Below are 19389 nucleotides of genomic sequence, written 5' to 3'. Positions count from 1 at the left end.
GACGAGCACCGAACAACTGACACGCTCGCTCGCCTGAACTCCGCTCGGGTCGTTTTCGGTTCAGGGACGGGTGGCTCCGGCATAGTCCTTCTCCGGCATGGCGGAGGTCAGGGGTGCGATGGAGACGTCGCGGCCGGTGCGGGGGGCGTGGAGGACGTTGCCATCGCCGGCGTAGATGGCGACGTGGTAGATGGAGCTGCTGGAGCCGTGTGACCAGAACAGCAGGTCGCCCGGCTTGAGCTGCGAGCGGGCGACGGGGTGGTTCGACGTCGCCCCGTACTGGGCGGCTGCGGTGCGCGGGAGGTGCGTCGTGGGCCAGTAGGCGTACTGGACGAGCGAGGAGCAGTCGTAGCCCGCGGTCACGGAGGCGGAGCACCGCCCGTTGAGGTAGCCGTTGGTGCCGTCGCAGCTGCCGGTGGAGGGCCCGGCCGGGCTGCCTCCGCCGTAGGAGTAGGGGGTGCCGAGCTGGGTGGAGGCCCGGCGCAGGGCCTTCGCGCCGAAGCCGGAGCCGGAGACCTCCAGGAGGGCCGGGCCCTCGTACCGGTGCATCGTCGACATGATGATCTCGACGTAGTGGTAGGTCTCCCCCTTCGACCAATCCTCGGGGGGTACGCCGCCGAACTCGATGACCCGGCCCCAGCCGGCGTTGTAGCCGGCGAGGGCGAGGCGGCGGATGTCGTCGTTGATGCCGGAGTTCTTCGCGGTTTTGAGGAGGGAGCACATCATGCGGCCCTGAGCCATGACGGCGTCTCCGATGTCCCAGAGGGAGGTTTCGCCGTTGCCGTCGTCGTCGCGGCCCCAGGTGGCGAACGTGCCGAGCAGGAACTGGGCGGGGCCCATCGCTCCGGCCTCGGATGTGGCCTCATCCTTGGAAGTCTTGAACTTCGACTCCTGGTAGAGCTGGGCAGCCAGCAGGGCCGGGGTGAGGGCGGGCTCGTCGCAGGCCGCGTCGGCCTTGAGGATCCAGGTGCGGAACTCCTCGGGCACCCCGTGGAGACCTTCGCCGCCCGTCGTCTCGCTGGCCTTGGCGTTGTCGTCCGTCAGAACTATGGTCACCAGGCTCATGACCGCGACCAGGAGCAGGCCCGCGACTGCGGCGACCGCCCCGATCAAGACCTTCATCCCGTTCCCCCGTACGCATGATGCTGCCCGCTTGTGGTCGTTCAGGGCGGCGCGGAGCGGCCCGGGTCAGGCGGGTCAAACAAGTCCGATTGCGCTGTTTTGCGTATTGAAACACCGAGCCACTATCGGGTAGACCCTGGCGGGTCGGTGATGAGAATGTCGATTTCTAGATTCTTTCCGATGTCGGCGTGTACTGGCGAGGTGCGTAACCAGTGTCGCGACAACCCGTGTTGACGTGCTATCCGGAACTATCGGGCAGTTTGCGCGTTCTTCTCGCTGGTGGTGGTGACACCTGTGGGCAGTCCTTCCGGGTGTGCCGAATCTGCATAACCGTTTGCAGAGATACACGCTACCCTCAGTGGTCGTGCGGTTGCGAGACCGCTACGGATTCACGCACGCAGGGGGGAGTTGCGGGATGACTGCTCTGTCGGAAACGGCAAATCCCGTAAATGAAGAGGCAGTTGGGTTCAGCTATGGGCTGATTCCTGTTCATGGGTACGGCATCGCGGAGGCGACCGTCACCTGGCTGCTCGATGACGGCTCCGGCGGAACGCGCGCACGGGTGCTCAGGCCGGGGGAATCGTTGCCGATGGGCGCACAGCCGGTGCTGCTGGCGGACACCACGGTGTACGGGGCGACGGGCGTCGAGAACATGCTGCTTCGCTGGGGGCCCCTGCCGAGGCCGTGGCTGGTGCTGGTGGCGGACGCCCCGGTCCGGCCGGTGGCGGATGCGCGGTACCTGGTGCGCGCGCTGGAGAACCGGCTGGCGGGAGTGGCGACGATGCCCTACCTGCCCGTCCTGCGCACGGTGAAGGGCCCGGCGGAAGCCGCGGAGTTCAAGGACGTTCAGGCTGCCGGGCGCAAGCTCCGGCGCGCGATGGAGGGAAACTGACATGGACTGGCTCAGACTGGCCGGTAAGGGCGATGGCGATCTCGAAGGCCCTTTGATTCCCCCGGCCACGCCGAAGGCGATTCCCGGGCTGGACAGCTCCGTGGCGACGCTCTTCGGGTACGGGCTGTGGCTGGTGGTCCTGGCCGGGGCGGGCGGTGTCGGGTACGGCGTCTTCAAGTTGGCGGTCTCCGACAAGAGCCGGGGCGGTGGCGGGTCGGAGCCGTTCAAGTGGATGGGCGGCGGGATTGCGGCGGTGATTTTGGCCGGGGTAGTGATCGCCGTCCTCAACGGTATTGCGGGTGGGGTCTGAGATGGTGCGGGCAAGGGGGGCGGGGGCCTCCAAGGGTCTCTGGGCTGCCGGCGTGGTCCTGGTCGCCGTGGTGGTGCTGACCGTCTACGCCATGGTCACCGGCGGCGATGACCAGGACGCCGAGACGCCCGCCAAGGGCGGGGCCAGTGCGGCGTCTCCTACGGCTTCGGCGTCGTCCTCTCCGGCCGCGACGTACGCGCCGCCGGACGACTGGACCGAGCCGGAGCGGTGGGCGTCGCTGACGCGCGGCAAGCGCACCGATGCCCACGGCAGTGCCGTCGGCTTCCCGCACACCGTCGAGGGCGCCGTGTCCATGGCGGTCGCTGCCAACACCAGCGCGGTCGAGGGGGAGACGAGCACGTACGACGAGCAGATGCGGCTCTACGACTCCTACGCCGCGCAGGAGGACCACGCGCCGGTGGCGGTCGAGTACATCAAGAAGACCACCGAAAAGCCGGACCGCGACTTCGAGAAGGCGACGGGCGCACCGTCGGGAGGTCCCCTGCCCGCCGGCGCGTACATGCGCAGCAACGTGGTCGGCTACAAGATCATCGAGTCCACGCGGGACGAGATCTCCATGTGGGTGCTGGCCCGGGCTACACAGAAGAACGGTGAGATGGCCAAGGAGTCCGGCAGCTACACACGCACGCTGGTCGGCGTGCAGTGGAAGGACGGGGACTGGAAGCTGGGCCCGGAAGCACTGGCCCGCGCGATGTCCCAGACGCAGACGCAGGCCAAACCGAAGATCGTCGCTCCCGGGGACGCCGCGTTCAACTCGGCCGGGTGGACCGCGATCCGTGAGGCGTCGTGACACGCCGACTCCTCTCGTTCCTGCTCGCCCTGGTCACCATGCTCGGGCTGGCGGTTTCGGTGGCACCGCCAGCAGCAGCCGATATCGGCCTGGACGACGTCATCGAGGGTGGTTGCATCCTCGCGTCCGGCCCGGCTGCCGGTGGCGCCATGCTCGCCCACAAGTTCGACGTCCCCCTGGTCGGCGATCTGCCCGGCGGGGACCTGTGCGAGAAGGTCGGCGACTCCGGGGCGGAGGCGGTCAAGGAGGCTTGGAAGGCAGTCAAGGACAGCGCGCTCGGTCCCGTGATCGATTCCCTGACCGACGTGACGAGATGGGTTGTCGAGAAGGTTTTGACGATCGCGTTGATCGGGCCGTCGGTCGACCTGAAGGCCACGGGCCTGTGGGACGGCGAGGCCACGCTCGCGGGGATGCTGATGTGGCTGGGCCTGGTGGTCGCGGCCGGCGGGGTGATCTGGCAGCTCGGGAAGATGGCGGTCACCGGGCAGGCCAAACACCTCGGGCGGGCCGCGGTGGGATGGGGCGAGAACCTGCTCCTGTCCACCATCGGCGTGGCCATGTTCGCGCTGATGCTGAAGCTTGGTGACGAGCTGACGGCCGGTCTGGTTAAGGTCACCTTCGAGGAGAACAAAGAGGCGTACTGGCGGGTCATGGAGACGCTGCTGCCGGTGGGAGTCCAGAACCCCATGACGGTGCTGGGCATCGTCGTGGTACTCCTGCTGGTGGGATTCATCCAGCTCGTGGTGATCTTCCTGCGTCAGTCGGCGATCCCGTTCATCGCCCTGCTCCTGCCCGTGGCCGCCGCGGGCAGGGCAGGCGGGGACGCGACGCGGCAGTGGGCCCCGAAGCTGATCACGTCCGCGCTCGTCATCATCACCTACAAGCCGATCCTCGCGATCATCATCTGCGTGGGCTTCTCCGAGTTCGGGAAGTCGCAGACCCTGGCGGAATGGCTGCGCGGTGTGGCGACCCTCGTCCTCGGTGTCCTGGCTCCCGGTCCGCTGACCAAGATTTTCGCCCCGTTCGGCAACGCGGTCGGTTCCGGGATGAGCTCCGGGGGAGTGGGCGGTGCGATCGGCGCGGCCGCCGACTTCCTGGGCAGCAAGTTCGGCGGCGGAGGCGAGGGCGGCGAGGGTGCGCCGCCGGCCACGCCGATGAGCCACGCACAGATGGTCGAAAAGAACATGGGCGACAACCCCGACGACCCGCCTCCTGGGCCTCCCGGGCCCGGCCCCGATGACCCGCCGGACGACCCGGACAAGGGGCCTGAGCGCGAAGGTCTGCGCAACCACAGCCAGCGTAACGACACCACTCCCCCGATCCCCGAGCAGCCGACCGGAGATATGGACGGAGGACTCGTGAACGGGGCGGTGAAGGGCGGTTCGATGGGCCCGGTGGGGGTGGCCATCGAGGTCCTGGACGGTGTGAACGACGCGATCCAGAACGCGGGTGAAGAGATGGGTGGGGAGGACCGGAATGACGACGACGCATGACGTGCCCGGGGCGCTGATGGTGACCGGGTTCCGGGTCCGCCGGTCCTTCGGCGTCGGCGGCCTGTCCAAGGGCGGGACGATCATCGCGGCCCTCGTGCTGATGGCGGAGGGAGTGATCGCCTCTCAGGCTCCGGTCACCCTGTTCGTCACCCTCCCGCCGACCTTCTTCGTGATCACTCTGGCGGCGGCCCGGCGGCACGGCATGCCCGCTCTCGCGTACTACTGGGCCAAGTTCGCCTGGCGCAGGGCGCGCCGGTTCGACGCGACGTCGTACCGCAGGCTCCTGCTGCCGCACCCGTACGCGCTGGACCTGCCGGGAGTGGGGGCGAGCAGCACCCTGATCAAGGCGCATGACCCGACCACCGGGAAGCCCGTCGGCGTCGTCCACGACCGTGCGACGGGCCGGATGACGATCAGTACGCTCCTGGCACCGGGCGGCAGCCTGATGGCGCCGACCGGCACGGTGCGGGGCCGCCTGCGGGCGTGGTCGTCCGTGCTGGAGGCGATGAGTACCGATGAGCAGATCAAGGGCGCGAGCATCACCATCCAGATCACCCCGGGCGCCGGGGAGGCGCTCGGTGACGATGTGCGGGCGCGTCAGGACCCGGGGGCCCCGAAGCTCGCGAAGGACCTGATCAACGAGCTGGTGCGGACCACCCCGCGGGCCACGGCGAGCGTGGCCCCGTGGATGTCGGTCACGGTGGACCCAGGCGCCTCCGCCGCCCCACCGGCAGACCTGGCCGAGCAGGTTGCCGAGACGCTGAAGGTGGTCGACTCGCTCGACCTGGCGGGCAGCGGCACGGACGTCGAGCGCCGCGCGACCGACGTCGACCTGCGCCGCCTGGTGCGCGCCGCGTACGACCCGGCCGTTTTTAACGCCCGCGACAGCGAGTTCAGTGAGCTGTCGTGGGCGGAGTGCGGGCCGCAGGCCGCCGACGACGACTGGGAGACCTACGCGCACGATGGCGGGGTGTCGGCAAGCTGGGTGCTGCGCGAGATGCCGCGCCGCTCGATCGCGTACAGCGTGCTGCTGCCGCTGCTGGCCCCGGGCCGTTACCAGCGCCGGATCACCCTCGTCTACCGGGCGCTGGACCCGATGGAGGGGGAGGCGGTGATGGAGCGGGAGATCAGCCACGCCCACAACCGCGCGGCCGCCACGGCCGAGATCAAGGGCCGGGCGAAGTGGTCGCAGAAGGCGGACATGAAGCGGGCGGAACAGGCGGCCGCCCAGGTAGCTGCCGGGTCCCAGGTCGTGGACTGGACGCTGATGGTGACCGTCACCGCCCGCAACCTCGCCGAACTCCCCGCCGCCCGGCAGGAGATGGAGCGCGCCATCAAGTCGACGCGCGGGATCCGCATGCGGCCCGCCTACGGGGCTCAGGCCGCCGTCTTCGCGGCCGGGCTCCCGCTGGGCTACAACCCCCTCGTGAAGGACTGAGCATGGCGCGGAAGCCGAAGGCGCCGGAGGTGACCACTCCTCGACGCGTGGTCGAGCAGGCCGACGTGCGCCCGAGTCGGGACGAGCGCCGTACCGCGAAGGCCCGGCGGGCCCGTTTCGCCCCGAGGCTGGGGTGGGGCGGCCGGTTCGGGGGCCGGGCCCCCGTCGAGGACCGGGGCACCGTCTACACCGGCCCGACCCAGCAGTCCGCCGGCATCTACCCCTTCCTGCTCGGCGCCGGTCTCCCCCCGCGCGGAGTGCCCGTCGGTCGCGACGTCCTGACCGGTGAGCTGGTCTGCATAGACCCCTCCGGCTGGACCGGCCGCCTGACGACGAACCCCGGGGTGTGGGTCATGTCCCAGCCCGGCGCCGGCAAGTCGGCGCTCGTCAAGCGGATCTGCCTCGTCTACTCGGCGTACGGGCACATGGTGTGCGTGCCCGGCGACGTCAAGGGCGAGTACTCCACCCTGATCAGCGAACTCGGCGGCAGCGTCGTCCGCATCGGTGACGGCATCGGCCGCCTGAACCCGCTCGACTCCGGTCCGCTGAAGGGGCGCGCTCAGTCGCTGTCCGTCGAGCGCCGCGAGGCCCTGCTCGACGTCCTCAATGGCCGCCGCCTGGAGACCCTGGTCGCGCTGCTGTCGACCAAGCACGGGCTCGGCAGGGCGCCCAACGAGATCGAACGATCCGCGCTGGACACCGCTGTGCAGGTCGCCTCCGCCGCGCAGACGCCCGGCAGCGACCCCGTCGTCGCCGACGTCGTCCAAGTCCTGCGCCTGGCCCCGGAGGAACTGCGTACGAAGCTGGCCGCGCAGGGGGAGCGGTACCAGGACCTGACCCGGTCGGCGATTGCCGGGCTCGACAACCTGATCGGCGGCCCGCTCAAGGGCCTGTTCGACGGACCGACGACCACACCGCTGGACATTTCCGCACCGGCCGTGTCCGTGGACATCTCCGCCCTGCGAGCCCGAGGGAACGACGTCGTCAGCGCGGGCATGATCGCGACGTGGGCGTACACCTACTCCGCGATCGACTCCGCCCGAAGCATCGGCATGATGGACCGGTCCCTTGTGCTGCCGATGGATGAGATGTGGCGGGCCCTGCGAAGTGGTCCGGGCCTGGTCGATGCGATGGACGCCATCAGCCGCCTCAACCGCACCACGGACGACGTGACGATCTACGTCACGCACTCGCTGCTCGATGTCGAGGCGCTGCCGACCGAGACCGACCGGGCCAAGGCCCGCGGTCTGATGGACCGGTGCGACACCTGGGTGATCGGCGCCTCCAGCGAGGAGGAGCTCCGTCGTGTCACCGGCAAACGGCAGCTGACCGAGCAGGAGGTCATGATGATCGGCTCTTGGTCGTCGGCGACCTCCACGGGCCTGGACATCGACCCCCTCTCCTACGACGGCGAGGAGAACCCGGCCCGGCCGCCCGAGGACGAGGGCGTGCGCCACCCGGGCCGCGGCAAGTACCTGATCAAGGTGGGGACCAGGCCGGGCATCGCGGCCTCGCTGGACCTGACCAAGACCGAGCAGCGCCTGTACCGGACGGACACCAACCGGCGCAGGAAGACCACAGGGGGCGGCAGCAGATGATGACGGAGAACGACCGGATGTGGGCCCTGGCCGGCACCGTCTTCGGCGGGGCGGTGGTCCTGTCCGCGTCCAGCTGGGCCGGGGCGGCCGCCGGCGCCGTACTCACCGGCGACGAGGCGGCCCCCGCCTCCCCGCTCACCATCTACCGCATGGTCGGCGACTGGGCCGCGGTGTGGCCGCACTCGCAGACAGCCTCCCTCGTCGGAGCCACCGTCGCCGACCTCGCCGTCGTCGCCTTCATCGTCTGGGGGCTGCGCTGGGCCTTCCGATGGTTCCGTAATCCGAGCAGCTTGGCCACGCTGCACCAGGTCCGGGAGCTGACGCCGAAGCACGCCGCCATCACCGCGACTCGACTTCGGGCCTCGCTGAAGGGCACCGCACCGAAGAAGCTGGCGGCCCGGGACCGAGGCGTGCTCCTCGGCGACCATCTGCCCTCGAGCGTCGAACTGCGGGGCAGCGACGAGGACACCTTCATTGCCATCATGGCCCCCCGCGCCGGCAAGTCGACGGCGCTGGCCATCCCCGTCGCGGAGGAAGCACCCGGCGCCCTGCTCATGACGTCGAACAAGGCCGACGTCTACGCCGCGACCCGGGGCTCGCGGGCACGCGTCGGCACGACCTTCCTGTTCGACACACAGGGCGTCGCCCAAGCCGAGCGCGAGGTGTGGGTCGACCTGGTCGCCCAGGCCGAGACTCTGGAAGGTGCCGAACGCCTCGCCACTCACTTCGTCAACCAGATCACCAGCGAACAGGGAGACCCCTTCTGGTCCCAGGCCGCCGGAGACCTCCTCACCGGCCTCTTCCGGGCCGCCTGGTGGGAGGGAGCGACCGTCCGTGAGGTCATGCAGTGGCTGGCCGATCCGAAGGAGAAGGCTCCGCTGCGCGTCCTCTACGAGCACGAGCCCGTGCTTGCCGAGCAGGTCGACTCCTCGATCAACATTGCCGAGGAAACGCAGTCCGGGATCTACCAGAACGCGCGCACGGCCATGAGCGCCTTGCGGGACGAGAAGGTCCTCGCGTGGGTTACCCCGGACAAGCACCGGACCCGGTTCGACCCCGAGGCCTTCGCGACGAGCAAGGACACCCTGTACCTGTTGAGCAAGAAGGGCGGGCCGTCGAGCGCCCTCGTCGCGGCTGTTGCCGACGCGGTTTTCACGGCGGGCACCGAGGCGGGCGAGCGCCACGGCGGCCGCCTGCCTGAGCCGATGCGTGCCGTCCTGGACGAAGCCGCGAACATCTGCAAGATCGGCGACCTTCCCGACCTCTACAGCCACCTCGGCAGCCGGGGGATCACCCCGTTCGTGATCCTCCAGTCCTACCGCCAGGGAGTGAAGGCGTGGGGCGAGGTCGGCATGGACGCGATGTGGTCGGCCGGCACGAAGAAGATCATCGGCGTCGGGATCGATGACGCGAAATTCGCCCAGGACATCAGCAGCCTGACCGGCGCGCACTTCGTGGAGCGCGGCTCGTACTCCAAGGGCAAGGACGGCGGCAGCCACAGCTGGTCCGAGCAGCGCGAGCAGGTGCTCGACCCGGCCGAGATCCGCGCCATGCGCAAGGGCACAGCCCTCCTGCTGGCCACCGGCATGCCGGTCGCGCAGATCGCTCTGCGGCCCTGGTACGAGGAGAAGGCGATGGCGCACATCGGCCCGCAGATGCGCTACGAGGAAGCCGCCATCACCAAGCGCGCGGTCGTGGCCTACGAGGACCGGAAGGCGGCCCGCGATGCCCGTTGAATCCGATGACAGCCCGCAGCTCGACGTGCCGGTTGGGACGTTCGAGGACATCGGAGACGTCAAAGCCCAGCTCGCCCAACTCACCGCCTTGGTCGAGACCCTGACCGAGGGTGCCATCGAGGAGGTGGGGCCAACGGACACCGGCGATGAGGCCGAGGAGGAAGAGGCGCAGTACCCGCCGTTCATCCTGCTGCTCGATACCCCCGAGTACGACGACGAGCTGCGCGGCCTGATCGAATGGGTCGAGGGCGTACTCGTCCCCGGCTACCTCGCAGAGCCGTCGGCCGACGCCCGCTGGTGCCACCTGTGGTTCGAGCACACGGTGGCCGTCGCCCGCCTCCACGCTGCATGGCTGGCCTGGCAGGAGCTCACCGACCCGGCATCCTGCGGATACACCGGCCCCTCTGTCTGGCACCGCGATCACCTGGACCCCGCCCTGCGCGAGCTAAGAGCGTCCACCGGCCCGTTCGCCGGGTGCGTCAAGGGCGAACACCGCATCGAGCACCGCCTGCCCAGTGTGGTTCCCAGCGCTTGGACGCACGTTGCGGACTGAAGTACCGGCGGAGGCTGACCTGCGGGCGGGCTGAACGCCCGGGGGCGGCGGGCCATCACCGTCGACCACGACGAGCCGGGCGAAGGGCCGGGCGCCGCTGGGCAGGGAGCGCCGATAGCGTTCCGTACGGTCGCCGGTCCAGCCGGTGTCAGCAGGCCGGATCAATTCGGGCGATGCGCGGCGAACAGGGCGAGGAGCGCACGCTCGAACTCTTCTGAGGCTCCTTCAAGGGTGAGTGTTTCTCGGTGCTCCGTTCGTACGAGAGGCGGGTAGGCGGGGGAGCGGTGAGGCACCGCCGCACCAGTCACGGAGGCGTACTACTTGTTGCGGCCGCGCGGTTGCTCGGGGCCCTGGCGTTTGTGCGCGGGAGCCTGCCTGTCGGTCTGGCCGGCAGCTGGTCCGGTGCCCGGGAGCCGCCTCGCGGCTGCGGTGCTGCGGGAGCGAGCGGCCGATGTGCGGGGCCCGGAGGAGGAGTGGGCCAGGAGCGGGCGTGCGAGGGCGTCGATCCGGTCGAGCTGGGGGCTGAACTCCGGGCCCAAGTCGTCGCGGAGCTTCCTCTGTACGGTGAGGAAGTCGTGGGTCTCCTCGGGCGTCCAGGGACGGTTGCGCTCCCCTTCGAGGGACTCGCGCAGCGCCAGGGGCTTGCGGGCCAGACCGTCGGCGTCGGCCGCGTAGCGTGGCGTGGAGTCGCCCCGGCGGTAGACGGGGGGCTGAGGAACATCCGTGTCAGATCGTGTGCTAGGCGTTCGTCGGGTGTTTTGGCGTTTTGACCTGGGGTGATTGAGCGTCAGAGCCTTCGTGGGTCGTTGTTTTCGATCTTCGGAGACTTGTTGTGGCGGTCGAGTTCCTGACGGATGAGCAGGCGGTCCGGTACGGGGCGTTCCATGAGGTGCCCTCGCGGGCGGAGCTGGAGCGGTACTTCTTCCTGGACGACGCGGACCGGGAGGCGGTGCAGGCGAAGCGGCGGTCGCACAACCGGCTCGGGTACGCGGTCCAGCTCACGAGCGTGCGGTTCATGCCGGACCCACGGCAGGTGCTGGCGGAGGTGGCGGAGTATCTGGCCGGGCAGTTGGAGATCGAGGGCGCCTCGTGCCTGAAGCTGTACGGCGAGCGGGACGGTACGGCCCGTACGCATGCGGGGAGATCCAGGAGGCCGGGGGTTGGCGGGACTTCGCGGAGGTCCGCGAGGAGCTGGCGGGGTGGCTGGACGCGGGGGCGTGGACGACGGGGGACGGGCCGAAGGCGTTGTTCGACGCGGCGGCCGGGTGGCTGCGCGAGGGCCGGGTGCTGCTGCCGGGGGTGACGACGCTGACGCGGCTGGTGGCCTCGGTACGGGAGGCGGCGAACCAGCGGCTGTGGGACACCCTGTACGGGATGCTCGGGCTGGGGCAGCGGGCGGTGCTGGACTCGCTGCTGACGGTGCCGCCGGGTGAGCGGGTCTCGGAGCTGGACCGGCTGCGCCGGGGCCCGGTGCGGGTGTCGGGCCCGCAGATGAAGCGGGCCCTGGAGCGGGCGGAGGAGATCGCCGCGCTCGGGATGGGCGCCGTGGACGTGTTGGGTATACCGCCCCGGCGTCTGGCGGAGCTGTCGCGGTACGGGGTGGACGGGAAGGCGTCGCTGCTGCGCCGGCACTCCGACGCGCGTCGGCTGGCGACGCTGCTGGCCACCACCGTCTACCTGACCTCGCGGGCGGTGGACGACGCGCTGGACCTGCTGGAGGTGCTGATCGCGACGAAGCTGCTGGCGAGGGCGGAGCGGGAGAGCGCGAAGGAGAAGCTGAAGACGCTGCCGCGGGTGGAGCGGGCGTCGGCGAAGCTGGCGACCGCGTTCCAGGTCGTGTTCGACACCACCAGCGAGCAGGTCGACACCGACACCGGGGAGATCACGCGGCCGAAGGTGGAGCCTGGAGGCGATGTGGGCGGCGATCGAGCAGGTGGTGCCCCGCCACGAGCTGGCCGCGGCGATCGCCGCGCTGTTCGAGCTGACCCCGCCCCTGGACTCGGATGCGGACGAGGCATGGCGTGCCATGCTGATCAACCGGTTCGGCACGGTCCGGCCGTTCCTGAAGCTGCTGGTCACCGTGGTGGACTTCGACGCCACCCCGGAGGGCGAGCCGGTGCTGGGCGCGCTGTTGTCGCTGCCGGAGCTGATGGGGCGCAAGAAGGTCGGACCCGCCGAGATCGACACCGCCCTGCTGGGCGGCTCGTGGCGACGCCTGGTGCTGGCGGCGTCGCACCTGGAGTCGGGGACGGTGGACTGGAAGGCGTACACGTTCTGCGTGCTGGAGCAGCTGCACCGGATGCTGCGCAGCAAGCAGGTCTTTGCCCGCAACTCCTCGAAGTGGGGCGACCCGCGGGCGAAGCTGCTGGCGGGTGAGGCGTGGCAGCAGGCCCGCCCGACTGTGCTGGCCTCGCTGCACCTGCCCGGACAACGCGCAGATCGTCTTCGACGACGACGGCCGCCTTCGCTTCGCTGCCCTGGAGCCGGAGCCCGAACCGGCCTCCCTCCTCGACCTCCGGGCCGCGGTGAACGCGATGCTGCCCCGGGTGGACCTGCCCGAGGTGCTGCTGGAGGTGATGTCCTGGACCGGCGCCGACCAGGCCTTCACCTCGGTCACCGGCGGCGAGGCAAGGCTGAAGGACCTGCGCGTCACGATCGCCGGGCTGCTGGTCGCCCGCGGCCGCAACGTCGTCTACACCCCGGTGATGGGCGGCGCGGACGCCTTGAAGTACAGCCGGTTGTCCCACGTGGACCAGACGTACCTGCGGCTCTGGCGACCTACCGGGCCGCGAACGCGGCCCTCATCGAGCACCAGGAGTGCATCCCGCTCGCCCAGGCAAGGGGCGGGGGCCTGGTCGCCTCGGTCGACGGGATGCGGTTCGTCGTCCCCGTCCCCAGCGTGTACGCGAGGCCGAACCCGAAGTACTTCGGTCGCCGGGGCGGCGCCACCTGGCTGAACATGATCAACGACCAGGCGGCCGGGCTGGGCGGGAAGGCCGTGGCCGGCACCCCGCGCGACTCCCTGTACGTGCTGGACGTCCTCTACGACCGCGACGGTGGCAAGCGTCCGGAGATGATCGTCACCGACACCGCCTCCTACAGCGACATTGTCTTCGGGCTGCTGGTTCGGGCTGCTGGTTCGGGCTGCTGGCCCTGGCCGGGTTCGCCTACGCCCCGCAGCTCGCCGACCTGCCGGACCAGAAGATGTGGCGGATCGACCGCACCGCCGACTACGGGGCCTTCCAGCAAGCGGCCCGCGGCCGGGTCGACCTCACCCGCATCGAGCGGCACTGGGAGGACATCCTGCGGATCATCGGCTCCATCCACACCGGAGCCGTCCGCGCCTATGACGTCATCCGGATGCTGTCGCGCGACGGACGCCCCACCCCGCTCGGTGACGCGATCGCGCACTACGGGCGGATCGCGAAGACTCTGCACATCCTGCGCCTGGCCGACGAGCCCGGCTACCGCCACCACATCAACGTGCTGGGCCGGTACTCCTTCCAGCTCCCCGACCTGCCCGGCGGGCTGCGGCCCCTGCGCGACAAGCACGCTACCGACGACGCGTGAGGACCGCCCGTGCTGCCGGGAACGTGGGGCGGGCACCACTATCCCGGCAGCGGTGCGCGAGCCCTTCGCCGCCCTCAAGGGCTGGGCCGCCCGCCGCGACCGCCTGCCCGAGCACCGCGCCGACCTGCTGGCCGCCGCCTGGTGGTCGGGCACCCGCAACGTCGCCGAACTCGCCCGTACCGCCAACATCACCAGGGATTACCGTCTACGACGACCTGCGCGCCCCGGGTATCGAGCCCACCGACCGTGCCGCGGTTCCTGAACGGCCGCGCCCGCGGTACGAGTCGCTGCGAGCGGAGGCCGTGCACGAACTCTCCGAGCTGGCCGCGCAGGTCCTGCTGCCCGCGCAGCTGGAGGAGGATCCGGCCCCGCTGGCCAGCGCCGCCTGGCAGATGAGCACCGCCTACGACCGGATCGCCGCCCTCCTCGACGGACACGAGGAGGAGCGTCACGTCGAGATGGCCGAGGACCTGGTCAGCAAGCTGCGTGACGCCCTGCGCTACGCGCACGCCCACTGGGCCTCGCTCCAGAGCACCGACCAGTTCGCCGCCCGTACCTCGGAGCGGGATCTCGACCCGCTCGGCATTCAGCAGGCCGTGGCCGGCGAGACAGTACTCCAGTTGTCCCTGCCGGTCGGCCGCACCTTTACTGTCACCCTCGGCGAAGAGGACTACCGCAGGACCACCGTGCGCAGCGATAGCGAACTGCTGGACACCACGGTCAGCGGCGCCGACCACCTCGCCATCAAGGACGCCCTGGACACCATCGCTGAAGTCCTCAGCGCGCATCTGCGGGAGGACGCCTTCGAGACGGACTGACCTCCCCGGCGGCGACGGCACGTTCGCCGCCGAGCCGCTCTCATGCGCGTGAGTCAGCACCATCCTCGTCCGAAAGGAGTTCCCCGAATGATCAGCTGCACGAGAATGGTCACCATCAACGAGGAGGGATCATGCACGAGAGCCGCCCAGCGCGCTCGTTAGGACGCCGCCACACAAGCGGTCTGCCGTTCGACCGGCCCGGCACGTTCTGGCGCGGCAACCTGCACACCCACACCACCGAGTCGGACGGCGCCCTGACGCCCCGCCAGACGGCCCGGCACTACCAGGAGCACGGCTACGACTTCCTGGCCGTCACGGACCATTTCCGCCCCGAGTACGACTTCCCGGTGACTGACACCCGCGCCCTGAGGGGCCTGGGCTTCACCACGCTGATCGGCGCCGAGCTGCACGCCCCGCGCACCGAGGCCGGACCGTCCTGGCACATCGTCGCGGTCGGACTGCCCATCGGCTTCGCCCCACCGCACCCCGGCGAGGACGGCCCGCAGTTGGCCCGCCGTGCCCGGGCGGCCGGTGCCTTCGTCGGCATGGCACACCCCGCCGCCTCGCTGCTCACCGTCGATGACGCCGAGAGCCTGGACGCCGCGCACGCCGTCGAGGTCTACAACGCCCTCGCCGAGCGCGAGCACCGAGGGGACAGCTGGCACCTGACCGACACCCTCCTCAACCGGGGACACCGGCTCACCGCGTACGCCGCCGACGATGCGCACCTGCAACCGCAGGACCCGCCGGCGTGTGCCGCCTGGGTCAACGTCCTCGCCGAAACACTCGCCCCGGGCCTGCTGCTGGCGGCCCTGAAGGCCGGGGACTTCTACTCCAGCACCGGCCCCGAGATCTACGACGTTCAGCTCACCGACGAAGCGGTCGTCGTGCGCTGCTCGCCGGCCAGCAAGGTGGTCCTCAGCGGCGGGGCGCCGGGCGCCGAGGTCGTGGAGGGCACCGACCTGACGGAGTGCTCGCTGCCGCACGCGATGTTCCGACGCGGGTACTGCCGTGTGACCGTGGAAGATGCCTTTGGCGGCCGCGCCTGGACCAACCCGATTCACCTCGACCGCTCCTGACCGACGCTCATCCCCCGCCGACCTTCCCGAACACAAGGAGACACGCTCATGCTGTGGCCCGCCCTGCGCGCCCTGTCCGTCGGAGAACTGACCGCCGCCCAGGAGGAGTGGCTGCGCATTGACTTCGACCTGTCCCCCGAACCCCGCCGTGAGGGACCCGGTGCGGCAGAGAGCATCGCCCACCGCTCCTTCACTGACGCTGCGGGCAACCGGCTCGTGCTGGATGTGGCCCGTACCGACGCCACCAGCTGGGTGTTCGCGCTGTTCTCGGACGGCGCGCAGGCCCCGCCCGCAGTCGTCGAGAGCCACCGGGCACGGTTCCGCCAGGCCATCGACCACCTGGGGCTCGACCTCGTCGAGATCACCCCTGCGGCCACCGCCGCCGAAGTGCACGTTCCGGACGCCGGCTCCGAGGACGGCCCGGCCTCCGCGGTCGGCGCGCACTGGGCATGGCCCGATGACCTCGACCGCGTGTGGTTCCACCTCGGTCTGCGGGCGGACGCTCCCGCGGAGGTCAAGGAGGTCAGGCTGCGCGAGCTGATGCGCACCCCGGCCTGGGACACGGCTCCGGACAGCCTCCAGAGCCAGGCCGCGGCGTTCCTCGCCGCGCACTGACCCGCCGCCGCGGCACCGGTACAGGACACCACCACACACGGGGGAGCACATTGAGCGAGTGCACGAGCCAGTCGGCGGGTGAGCCAGACCGGGTCCTCGTCCCGCCGCTCGGCTCGCCGGAGCGCGCCGAGGCCCTGCGCATCGGCGAGGCACTGCTGACCGACGACGGCCAGGTCACCGACACTCCTCAGGCCAAGACCATCGCCATCGGCCGGCTGGCCCGGCGAATACAGACGCCCACGCCGGAGCTGGTGCTTGCTGCCATGGGGCTGAGCGTCGGCAGTGACCTCGCGGCCCATCTGGGCAGCCCGCAGCACGTCGTGGTCCCGCACAATGCGTGCTACCCCTCCATGGGGGTCGATGTACTCCATGTCGGCGAACTGGGCCCGGCCTTCCCTCGGGAGGCCCCGGCCGGGGCGGTGCGCATGGACTCGCCCGAGGCCGAGCTGCTGGTGCGGATGGTCGCGGTCAGCGAACTCATGGGCGCCTGGTCCTACGGCTCCAACAATAACGTGCGGGTCCTGGCGCTCCAGGAGGCCGCGGCCGAGGAGTTCGAGATCACCGATGCTCTGGAGTGGCATCTGGACCCCAAGACGGCGTCCGCTGTACGGATGGAACTGAGCTACAACCGCGATGCCCTGCGGCACTTCCTGCGGACCCAGCACCAGATGACCCAGGAAGTGCTGGCCGCGCGCGGGATCACCGAAGTGATCGCATATCGCGCGTTGAGCTGGCCCGAGGGCGCCGAGCAGCCCCTGTGGGTGAGCGGCGACAACGTCGGGACGGTTGTGCAGGCCCGCGAGCGTCCGCTCTCCAGCTGGTCGGCGGACCGTCAGGTGGTCGCCGACTGGCTGGAGCAGCGCACCGGGCACGGCGTGATCGTCGCCTCCCGCCAGCGGGCCGCGGAGGTACTCTCCCTGCCCACCACCGGCATGGGCTTCCTCGGGCAGATGGAATGGGTCGCCCTGCCGGGCGACTACCGCGTCACCCTGGACGGCATCGTCTCCCACCTTGCCCCGCCCGAATCCGGGACTCAGACGGCGGCCGCCGGTATCTCCCTCGGTGCTCCAGCACTGGCCTTCGCCGCCCCGCCAGCAGCCCCCATCCAGCCGGACCCGGACACCAGACAGTGGCAGCCGCTCTCCATCACGGACCAGCTCGACCCGGCCGTGCCGCTCGATGCTCAGATCCTGGGGATTCTGGCGGGCACGCAACCCGCACCGCCCTGGTGGCCCCAGGACCAGACCGGTTACGTGCTGGCCCAGCGTGACCTCGACTTCCTGGGCATCAATCCCGTACAGATCAAGTGGATGGTGACTGGGGAAGCCCCGATGGGGATGACCCCAGCGCTCTACGGACAGTTCAGTGCCCACATGCTGACCGCTCTGGGCCACGACGGCATCGATCCCGCCGACGTCGACATCCGCATCAAGGGCTCGGGTGCCGGGTTCTACGCCGGAATCCACAAGACCCTGCCCGGCCCGCAGGCCCTTGCACACGATCTCCAGGCCCTCCAACGCCTGCACACGTGGTTCGGTGAGGACAGCAGGCCCCTGGCTCGTCCCTTCGACGCCATGTGGCGCCTGGGCCTGGAATCGGAACCCAGCGACTTTGACCTCGACATCAACTCCACGGCCATCGTGCGGGCGGCACGCGAGCACTGGCGCGCCAACCACTCCCACCGCTACCCGGGCGACTTCATGGGCGGGCACGGCTACCTGGACAAGGCGACGGTACTGGGCACCCTGCCAGCGTTGGCCGACTGGGCCCGCACCTGGGAGGCAACGCTGGGCCGCCCGATATCACTGGGCGTCTTCGAGTCCTCGGGCCCCTTCGACGCCACCCAACTCGGCCGCAACCTGTCCTCGCACTTCAGGGACACTGACTGGATCATCCACAGCCCGGACCGGCCCGAGGCCTGGCGTACTCCTCGGTCCCGGATTGCTCCACCACCAGCCGACCCCTCGCAGCCCTCGCCCCGCACGCGCCCCTCGGCCGCCGCAGCGCGGGCCAAGTCGACGACCGTCCGCAAGCCTCGGCCTCCGCAGAACGGCACCGCAACGTCGAACACCCAGCAGCCGCCGCACCTGCGCAGTCCCGGCCCCGAACCGGGGCGAGGACGCAGCCTGTAGACGAGGGGAGAGGGAACCCTTGTGACGGACCCGCACGACGACTCGATGGACCCGTACGCCGACGAGGCCGAGCGGGACGCCGGGTGGCAGCGACCCCTCGCGGTGCGCGACGCCCGCCGGCTGGTGCCCGCAAACGATCGGCAGGGTCATTCAGCCCGGACTGGTGGCTCAGCGCCGGACGTCGCCGGGCGCGAGGAGGCTGGTCAGCTCGGAGATCGCCTCGTGCGAGGGCTTGAAGTACCGGCGGACGTTCTCCGGCTTCTTGTGCCGGGACTTCGCCATGAGCATCAGCAGGGAGGCGCCCTGCACGCCGAGTTCGGTGAGTCCAGAGTGGCGGTACTCGTGCAGGTCCCAGCCGGTCCCCGGTCCGTGTACGGCTGTGTGCTCATTGAGGAGGGCGCGGGCCTGGCCGTAGGAGAGGCGGGCCAGGCCGGTGTCCGGACACACGTCGCGCGGGCTGACGACCTTCCCCGGGCGGGGGCGGCGGTGGGTGACGAAGACCGGGCCCCGGGTGCGGCCCTTGAGGAGCCGGGGCACGAGCCGTGCGGTGCCCGCGTCCCAGTAGACGGTCTCCAGGACGAAGTCCTCCCTCGTCTGCCCGCGTCGGCGGGCCTTGCTCCAGGCGTCCTTGGCCTTGACCGGGCAGCGGCGGGCGGCGAGGTCTAGGTCCTCGATGTTGACGCCGAGGATCTCCTCCGCGCGGGCGCAGGTCTCGTAGAGCATCCGCCACAGCGTCTTCTCCCGCAGGTGGACATCCTGGCGGGCGATGAGCCGGTCCACGGCCATCTTCGAGCGGGCCGGGGTCTCCGAGTCCGGCACGGCCAGCCGCTTCGTCCAGGCCGAGATGGACGGACTGTCGTAGCCGTACTCCGCGCACCAGCCCAGCCACGAGAGGACCGCTGCCCGGCGGGCGTCCCAGGTGTTGACCGCCGCGGTGCCCCACAGCAGTTCCAGGGCCTCGCCGATCTCGTCGTCCGTGACCGACCCCAGCGGGCGGCCCTCCCCGATTCGCTCGGCCGTCTTGCCGACCCCGGTCGATTAGCTGCGGACGGTGTTCGGGTTGCGGAGCGAGTCGAGGGAGGCGTCGGCCGCCGCGCGGACCGTCAACGCTTTCCCTGCCGGCAGTTGCACAACGGTGGGCACCGCTTCCCCCTTGCCACGGATAACAGGGCCGCTGCACGTACGGCCCGAAGAACGTCACCGCAGGTGACGAACCAAGATC

The 19389-nt window shown here is 70.3% G+C and carries 14 protein-coding genes and 2 pseudogenes; 14 read left to right on the top strand and 2 right to left on the bottom strand.

Features of this window, described 5'->3' with window-relative positions:
- Positions 1 to 60: 60 nt before the first annotated feature.
- On the bottom strand, positions 61 to 1122 hold the full coding sequence (locus tag AMK18_RS33465) for a C40 family peptidase (RefSeq protein WP_073865786.1): 1062 nt from the start codon (positions 1120 to 1122) through the stop codon (positions 61 to 63).
- Between the two features lie 415 nt (positions 1123 to 1537).
- On the opposite strand from AMK18_RS33465, the gene AMK18_RS34705 reads away from it, so the two are divergent.
- The 14 genes and pseudogenes from AMK18_RS34705 to AMK18_RS33395 all read left to right on the top strand — a co-directional run bounded on the left by AMK18_RS34705 (position 1538) and on the right by AMK18_RS33395 (position 18167).
- Complete coding sequence (locus AMK18_RS34705; protein ID WP_143202293.1) at positions 1538 to 2014, top strand: hypothetical protein; 477 nt, start codon at positions 1538 to 1540, stop codon at positions 2012 to 2014.
- 1 nt (position 2015) lies between these two features.
- The gene (locus AMK18_RS33455) at positions 2016 to 2324 is read left to right on the top strand and encodes a hypothetical protein (protein ID WP_073865784.1); all 309 of its coding nucleotides are present in this window, start codon (positions 2016 to 2018) and stop codon (positions 2322 to 2324) included.
- A gap of 1 nt (position 2325) precedes the next feature.
- The gene (locus AMK18_RS34790; RefSeq protein WP_073865783.1) at positions 2326 to 3135 is read left to right on the top strand and encodes a hypothetical protein; all 810 of its coding nucleotides are present in this window, start codon (positions 2326 to 2328) and stop codon (positions 3133 to 3135) included.
- Between the two features lie 38 nt (positions 3136 to 3173).
- A complete protein-coding gene (locus tag AMK18_RS33445; protein WP_143202291.1) occupies positions 3174 to 4628 on the top strand; it encodes a hypothetical protein in 1455 nt (484 codons plus the stop codon).
- On the top strand, positions 4612 to 6066 hold the full coding sequence (locus AMK18_RS33440; protein WP_241836718.1) for an SCO6880 family protein: 1455 nt from the start codon (positions 4612 to 4614) through the stop codon (positions 6064 to 6066). Before AMK18_RS33445 ends, AMK18_RS33440 begins: the two co-directional genes overlap by 17 nt.
- 2 nt (positions 6067 to 6068) lie before the next feature.
- Entirely contained in the window at positions 6069 to 7664 is a 1596-nt protein-coding gene (locus AMK18_RS33435; RefSeq protein ID WP_073865781.1) for an ATP-binding protein, read from the top strand.
- The gene (locus tag AMK18_RS33430) at positions 7661 to 9400 is read left to right on the top strand and encodes a type IV secretory system conjugative DNA transfer family protein (RefSeq protein ID WP_073865780.1); all 1740 of its coding nucleotides are present in this window, start codon (positions 7661 to 7663) and stop codon (positions 9398 to 9400) included. The genes AMK18_RS33435 and AMK18_RS33430 overlap by 4 nt, the downstream gene beginning before the upstream one ends.
- The gene (locus AMK18_RS33425; RefSeq protein WP_079199393.1) at positions 9390 to 9953 is read left to right on the top strand and encodes a DUF4913 domain-containing protein; all 564 of its coding nucleotides are present in this window, start codon (positions 9390 to 9392) and stop codon (positions 9951 to 9953) included. The genes AMK18_RS33430 and AMK18_RS33425 overlap by 11 nt, the downstream gene beginning before the upstream one ends.
- Before the next feature lie 832 nt (positions 9954 to 10785).
- Positions 10786 to 13523, top strand: a pseudogene (locus AMK18_RS35735) (Tn3 family transposase).
- Positions 13524 to 13575: 52 nt separating this feature from the next.
- Positions 13576 to 13785 (top strand): hypothetical protein, encoded by a 210-nt coding sequence (locus AMK18_RS34695; protein WP_143202290.1) that lies wholly within the window; start codon positions 13576 to 13578, stop codon positions 13783 to 13785.
- 40 nt (positions 13786 to 13825) lie between these two features.
- The gene (locus tag AMK18_RS33410) at positions 13826 to 14341 is read left to right on the top strand and encodes a hypothetical protein (protein WP_073865778.1); all 516 of its coding nucleotides are present in this window, start codon (positions 13826 to 13828) and stop codon (positions 14339 to 14341) included.
- A gap of 131 nt (positions 14342 to 14472) precedes the next feature.
- Complete coding sequence (locus AMK18_RS33405; RefSeq protein WP_241836717.1) at positions 14473 to 15420, top strand: PHP domain-containing protein; 948 nt, start codon at positions 14473 to 14475, stop codon at positions 15418 to 15420.
- 48 nt (positions 15421 to 15468) lie between these two features.
- Positions 15469 to 16035 carry a hypothetical protein gene (locus AMK18_RS35065; protein ID WP_198957126.1) on the top strand — a complete coding sequence of 189 codons (567 nt, stop codon included), beginning with the start codon at positions 15469 to 15471 and terminating at the stop codon, positions 16033 to 16035.
- Positions 16036 to 16085: 50 nt separating this feature from the next.
- Positions 16086 to 18167 carry a hypothetical protein gene (locus tag AMK18_RS33395; protein ID WP_073865777.1) on the top strand — a complete coding sequence of 694 codons (2082 nt, stop codon included), beginning with the start codon at positions 16086 to 16088 and terminating at the stop codon, positions 18165 to 18167.
- A 168-nt stretch (positions 18168 to 18335) separates the two neighbouring features.
- Here AMK18_RS33395 and AMK18_RS33390 read toward each other — a convergent pair.
- A pseudogene (locus AMK18_RS33390) lies at positions 18336 to 19310 on the bottom strand (site-specific integrase).
- Between the last annotated feature and the right edge of the window lie 79 nt (positions 19311 to 19389).

The organism is Streptomyces sp. CB01249 (genome assembly GCF_001905735.1).
Lineage (GTDB): Bacteria > Actinomycetota > Actinomycetes > Streptomycetales > Streptomycetaceae > Streptomyces.
The sequence above is the reverse complement of the archived record's forward strand: the minus strand, read 5'-3'. Positions and strand labels throughout refer to the sequence as shown.

What these genes read in the sequence shown, in the direction of transcription:
- AMK18_RS35065 (WP_198957126.1), top strand. Translation starts at nt 15,469, where the DNA reads ATGCTGTGGCCCGCCCTGCGCGCCCTGTCCGTCGGAGAACTGACCGCC.
- AMK18_RS33425 (WP_079199393.1), top strand. Translation starts at nt 9,390, where the DNA reads ATGCCCGTTGAATCCGATGACAGCCCGCAGCTCGACGTGCCGGTTGGG.
- AMK18_RS34705 (WP_143202293.1), top strand. Translation starts at nt 1,538, where the DNA reads ATGACTGCTCTGTCGGAAACGGCAAATCCCGTAAATGAAGAGGCAGTT.
- AMK18_RS33405 (WP_241836717.1), top strand. Translation starts at nt 14,473, where the DNA reads ATGCACGAGAGCCGCCCAGCGCGCTCGTTAGGACGCCGCCACACAAGC.
- AMK18_RS33465 (WP_073865786.1), bottom strand. Translation starts at nt 1,122, where the DNA reads ATGAAGGTCTTGATCGGGGCGGTCGCCGCAGTCGCGGGCCTGCTCCTG.
- AMK18_RS33445 (WP_143202291.1), top strand. Translation starts at nt 3,174, where the DNA reads ATGCTCGGGCTGGCGGTTTCGGTGGCACCGCCAGCAGCAGCCGATATC.
- AMK18_RS33430 (WP_073865780.1), top strand. Translation starts at nt 7,661, where the DNA reads ATGATGACGGAGAACGACCGGATGTGGGCCCTGGCCGGCACCGTCTTC.
- AMK18_RS33455 (WP_073865784.1), top strand. Translation starts at nt 2,016, where the DNA reads ATGGACTGGCTCAGACTGGCCGGTAAGGGCGATGGCGATCTCGAAGGC.
- AMK18_RS33440 (WP_241836718.1), top strand. Translation starts at nt 4,612, where the DNA reads ATGACGACGACGCATGACGTGCCCGGGGCGCTGATGGTGACCGGGTTC.
- AMK18_RS34790 (WP_073865783.1), top strand. Translation starts at nt 2,326, where the DNA reads ATGGTGCGGGCAAGGGGGGCGGGGGCCTCCAAGGGTCTCTGGGCTGCC.
- AMK18_RS33435 (WP_073865781.1), top strand. Translation starts at nt 6,069, where the DNA reads ATGGCGCGGAAGCCGAAGGCGCCGGAGGTGACCACTCCTCGACGCGTG.